General features: G+C 61.9%; 4 protein-coding genes. All 4 read right to left on the minus strand.

From position 1 onward, the window contains the following. Positions 1-91 precede the first annotated feature (91 nt). The 4 genes from QZY48_RS26355 to QZY48_RS26370 all read right to left on the minus strand — a co-directional run bounded on the left by QZY48_RS26355 (position 92) and on the right by QZY48_RS26370 (position 4896). Positions 92-2335 carry an AAA family ATPase gene (locus QZY48_RS26355; RefSeq protein WP_295436510.1) on the minus strand — a complete coding sequence of 748 codons (2244 nt, stop codon included), beginning with the start codon at positions 2333-2335 and terminating at the stop codon, positions 92-94. Positions 2336-2380: 45 nt separating this feature from the next. Beyond that, positions 2381-2851, minus strand: a complete 471-nt coding sequence (locus QZY48_RS26360) for a DUF3368 domain-containing protein (protein WP_295436512.1) — start codon at positions 2849-2851, stop codon at positions 2381-2383. Then, positions 2848-3108: a hypothetical protein gene (locus tag QZY48_RS26365; RefSeq protein ID WP_295436513.1), complete on the minus strand. Its 261-nt coding sequence runs from the start codon at positions 3106-3108 to the stop codon at positions 2848-2850. The genes QZY48_RS26360 and QZY48_RS26365 overlap by 4 nt, the downstream gene beginning before the upstream one ends. Before the next feature lie 276 nt (positions 3109-3384). Further along, positions 3385-4896, minus strand: coding sequence for a sigma-54 dependent transcriptional regulator (locus QZY48_RS26370; RefSeq protein WP_295436514.1), 1512 nt, complete (start codon positions 4894-4896; stop codon positions 3385-3387). Between the last annotated feature and the right edge of the window lie 187 nt (positions 4897-5083).

Raw genomic sequence — 5083 nt, forward strand, 5'->3', positions numbered from 1 at the left:
CCATGACGGTGGCGGGGCTCTTCTCGGCAAATTTCTGGAGGATTTCGCCAAACATGGTCGGTCGGGCTCGCGTGTGATGCTGTAGATATCTTTATATTACATCATCTTGCTGGCACCTTAAAAGGGCTGGAGGCATGGACCTAACGACCGTGCGATCGGCATCCCGCTCAACATAAAGCACGGATACGCCTTTAGGGGTTAACGTGAGACCTCCAGGTTGCTTGCCCCGAAAGGTCTCGCGCATTCGCCGCATGATTCGTAAAATCAAATGCTCGCTATGCGTTTCGATCAGGAAAAGAACATTCGGATTGGCCTTGGCCTGGGTGATGAACAGGTCCGCTAGCACGACCTGGAATCGTGGGTGAATGTTCGACTCGGGCTCTTCAATCATGACCACCCGTGACCCCTGATCGGATGGTTTGTGGAGGGCGGCGACAATCACGGGGATCACCTGCGAAATGCCGACGCCGAGGTCTTGCGGAGCCAGGACAAGACCGCTGTCGATGTGCTCAAGCTCCAGTTTGCTATCTTCAGGCAAGCCTTCCAGTTTATCTCTGATCTCTTCCGATCCGGTCTGGACCTCCCCGGCGACCAAGCTATTCCAGAACTCACCGCCAACGTCTAGGCTCTTTCGGCGCTGGGCGATGACCCGGTACTCGGTATTGAATTGCTCTGGGGAAGTCAACCACGCGCTGACGGATTCGCGCAGCGGATGCTCGGAGCCGAGTGACAGCAAGTCCCATGCCCCGAGTCCGCTGGCCCAACTCTGCGGTTCCGGCCGCTTTTCGGTTCGGTAAGCACGTGACGGGAGGCGTCTAAACGGGCTGAGGTACATCGTTTGCTTCAATGCCCCAAGTAGCTCTCGCCCAGGACTGACGACAGCGGCAGTCAAGAGATCCTTAAAGAACTCTTGCGCGAATACAGGGTGCTCCCAGAATTGGCTACACTCTTCCCGTATCCATGCGTGAGAGTCTAACTCAAATGCCTTATCCCACTTCGGAAGCGCCGAATCTCTCCCCCGGAGAGGTATAGAGATATTCGGTATGATATATTCTTCTTCAACCAGTGCGGCGAAAAGATCGAGTGTCCAGCTATCAATCTCGTAGTCCTGAACATCAAAAAGGTGATGCTTGAAGAATATCCAATCGTTCCAGCAACGCGCCTTCTTGTTGGCAGATTGCTCTTTCGAAGCAGCGCGCTCCATGCGATCCTCCGATCGATCATCGGCGGGCTCGTCCTCGTCGGTAGTGTCCGGACTCGACAATTGCGTTTCGTCGTGCGAAGTATCGCCAGCGTCGAGCGCATGGTCTTGTGCACGCGAACCCACATCGCCCGGCTGGTATCGGGCGGATTTATGATCAAGGCCGGTGCGGGGAAGCGAGCCAACAATGATTGGTATGGCCTTGGACCGCGCGGCGACCGTTCTTGCCAATTCTACACGTCGCTGCGCCGACTCCACCAAACTTTGTCTATTAGCGTATTCGGGCTTGTGCTCGCCGGTCTCCTCGTCAACACTGCTATCGCCCCAAGCGCCGTCGCCAGCGACAATCCCGGAGACGATTTCATCGAAGACGTGTCGCGCGAGGCGGTTTTCGGATTCCCGAACCTCCTCGCCGGCCATGCCCACCTGTGCCCCTTTCTTGATTCCAAAGTCGGGCCAGTCCGTTTCTCCGATGGATTGCCGCAACCACTCTCGCACCTCTTTTGCAAACTCCCACTCGAAGTCCGTCACATCGCCCTTGGTGTAGCGGGTGCCGAAGGGATATATGCCGAAGTTGAAGTGCGACAGTGAAGTCTCGCCCGTTGCGGTGTCGTAGGTAATCCGGGCGTACTCATCGACCCCGGTTCCAACGGAATAGCCCTGCACGACGGGGCGTTCCGCAAGCGCGCTCCAGGCGATCTCGATCTGGACCCAGACATCGACCAGTCGCTCCCGTAAGCGCCGGCCGGACTGAACATCGAGTTCTTTCGGTGCGTCCTCGTAGAACCAGCCTACATTATTGTCCAGTTCATTCTCTCGTATCCCATCGGTCTCGCGCCGTGGTGATGCCTCGCGCAGATCCAACTCAAAGCGCATGCGGATCACGCGACTGCGGTCATGTCCATGAACAAGATTATCAAAGCCGCCCAGGTCCACGACATCGCCACCCAGCACGGTCCGCCCCGCGTCGCAATTGTTCCGCTCCAGCACCTCCCGCGCATACATGAACGCCTGCACGATGGTGCTCTTGCCGGCATTGTTGGGTCCGAACAGCAGCGTGAGCGGAGCAAACTCGATCCGCACCGGCTCGCGGATGCCTTTGAAGTTTTCGAGGGTGAGTGCCTTGAGGATCATCGGGTTGTCCTGTGCGTTCCGTGGGTTTCTGTAATGGCGGTCGCGCTATCGGGAATGTGCCAGGTCGGCACGCACTTGATTCAGGATCTCGCTCGACAGATAGAGACCATGCGTGTCAACGAGTGTCTCAATCTTGGTTGCCGCCGTCGCGGCGTCGATCAGTCCGCGCCGATGGGCGAGCAGGATGAGGCCAACGGTGCCGATTGGCCGGAGGCCCAGTTGGCTCGCTTTGCGTCGGGCGCGCAGGTCATCCAGCGCGACGAGTCCGGCACCCGTCTCCCGGGCCAGGATCATCGCTTCCAACTCGCCCCGATGCAGCCCGCCGATGGCACCCCGAACGAAGGCTTCGCCGAGTTCTGACAATGCCGTGGGCTTGATGAATCCGGGCACTTCAATGCCCGCCTCCGCCAGCACTGCCGGGGGCACGAAAATTTCCGCGAAGCATCCGCCAAGCGTGGTCAGCGCGTCGATTTTCGTCAGGAAGATCAGCGGGCTGGTATTGAGCACCAGTTTCACGGTTGCTCGTCCTTGAGCTGATTGACCAGACGGATGTCTTCGCGGACCGTCTCGTCGTCGATGACCATACCGTAGCCGAAGTGCTCCTTGAGGCGGTAATGGAATTCATCGAAGCCGAGTCCGGCGAGTGCCGCAGCGGCAGCGAAGCTGATCTTGTGGGCGTGGTAGAGACTGGCCGAGAGGAAGAAATTCCCGGCGTCCTGGCCCAGCGACTCCAGGACCGGCATGAAGTCTGGGTTGATCTGTGGCGTTGACATGGGCTCCGGTTCCGGTTTGGTCGTTGATGTCGCGATTGTAGGTCGGGTTAACGTAGCGTAGCCCAACTTTTTCCCTTACCGTCCATGGCACTGGATTCCGGCGTCCTGCCGGAATGACGGCCCCACCGCCGACGCTCCCGGCGCAGAGCGCCTGACACATGCGTGACATCGTTGGAACGGTGTCACGAGCGCGGGGGCGAGGGTCGGTGCCCGGGATAATGATCAAGATCGCCGAACCGACCTTGCTTGATCCTGTATTAAGCAGTTGCCGTGCCATCACGGCTCCACCCCGTGTTTCTTGAGCCAGTTGTTCAAAGTCGTGGGGTTGCCGAAGCCGAGCAACCGCGCGGCGCGGGTCTTGTTGCCGCCGGTCAGCCGCATCGCCTGTTCCAGGTAGTGCCGGGCGACCCGGTCGATGGTGGCATTGAGATCAATCCCTTGGGCGATATCCTGCGCCAGGGCCGGGTCGCTCGCAAGGTCGCGCGCCGGGCTCGGCAGCAGTGCGTCGCGGGCGTCCTCCAGGTCGATGGTGGGGCCTGGGGTCCAGACGGCGGCGCGGCGCAGGGTGTTCTGCATCTCGCGGACGTTGCCGGGCCAGGGGTGTTCGAGTAGAAGTTTTCTTGCGTTGACTGAAAGGATCTTGGGGCTGTAGCCCGGCTCGGACTCGCTCTCGCGGTTTACCTGGTCCAGCAGCCGGTCAAGCAGCAGGCTGGCGTCGCCCTCGCGTTCACGCAGCGGCGGAAGGTGGATGACGGCGACGGCGAGCCGGTAGAAGAGGTCTTCGCGGAAGCGGCCGGCGGCGACCTCATCGACCAAGGTGCGGTTGGTGGCGGCGAGGATGCGCACGTCGACCGGGGTCGGGGCGGTGGCGCCGACGCGGGTGACCTCGCCTTCCTGGAGCGCGCGCAGGAGTTTGACCTGGGCGGGTTTGGGCAGTTCGCCAAGCTCGTCCAGGAACAGGGTGCCTGAGTGGGCGGACTCGAAATAGCCCTTTCGCTCTCCGGCAGCGCCGGTGAAGGCGCCCTTTTCGTGGCCGAAGAGTTCGGATTCGATGAGATCCGGGGCGATGGCGCCGCAGTTGACGGTGACGAAGGGGCGTCCGCGCCGGGGGCTCGCCTGGTGGATGGCGCGGGCGAGCAGTTCCTTGCCGGTGCCGGACTCGCCTTCGATCAGGATGGGGATGGAGCGCGGGGCGGCGCGGCGGGCGCGGGCGATGGCGCGCGCCATGGCGGGGCTGCGGTGGCAGATGGCGTCGAATTCGGGGGCGGCGGGCGGCAGGCCGAGGGTGAGTCGCTCCAGGGTGCGGTCGGGGCGCTCCAGGAGATCTGGGAGGAAGTCGGCGGAGATGTCGAAGGGGACTGAGGCTACGCGCACGCCGTGCTGGATAGACGACTCGATCAACTCGGCGGGGAAGCGGGTCTTGGCGAGGATGATCCAGACGGCGGCCATGGCGGGGGTGCCGGGGCTCAGGTGGAAGGCGAGGCCGTCGCCTGGCGGCTGGGCGGCGCTGGTGGCTGCGACGACTTGGCGGGCGTGGCGGTAGATAGCGCCGAAGTCGGTTGGGCTGTCGAGGGTGACATAGTGGGGGGTGACTGGCGTTGGTGCCTGGGCCTGGAGCCAGGCGAGATAAGTGGCGGCCTCGTCGGGGGCGTAGTCGCAGAGGAGGTCCAGCCGGGCGAAGCGGCCGGTTTGCAGGGCCTGGGCGACTGGGCCGACGCCGACTTTGTCGGACTCGGTGACGGCGCGCAGGTCGGTGCGGCCGAGCCAACTGATGAGGGTGGTTGCCATGATGGCGGATCTTAGGGGCTGGCGCGGGGTTAGGCGAATCGTGCGCGGGTCGGACCCGGCCGCTGCCGGGTACGCGATGCGTACCCTACGGCGACAGCTACCGGATGTTCTCACGGACCGGGCGTCGTTGTCGTTGTCGTTGTCGTTGTCGTAATCGTGGTCGGATTATTCGATTACGACAACGACA

It is taken from the genome of uncultured Thiodictyon sp., assembly GCF_903828115.1.
Taxonomy (GTDB): domain Bacteria; phylum Pseudomonadota; class Gammaproteobacteria; order Chromatiales; family Chromatiaceae; genus Thiodictyon.

What these genes read in the sequence shown, in the direction of transcription:
- QZY48_RS26370 (WP_295436514.1), bottom strand. Translation starts at nt 4,896, where the DNA reads ATGGCAACCACCCTCATCAGTTGGCTCGGCCGCACCGACCTGCGCGCC.
- QZY48_RS26365 (WP_295436513.1), bottom strand. Translation starts at nt 3,108, where the DNA reads ATGTCAACGCCACAGATCAACCCAGACTTCATGCCGGTCCTGGAGTCG.
- QZY48_RS26355 (WP_295436510.1), bottom strand. Translation starts at nt 2,335, where the DNA reads ATGATCCTCAAGGCACTCACCCTCGAAAACTTCAAAGGCATCCGCGAG.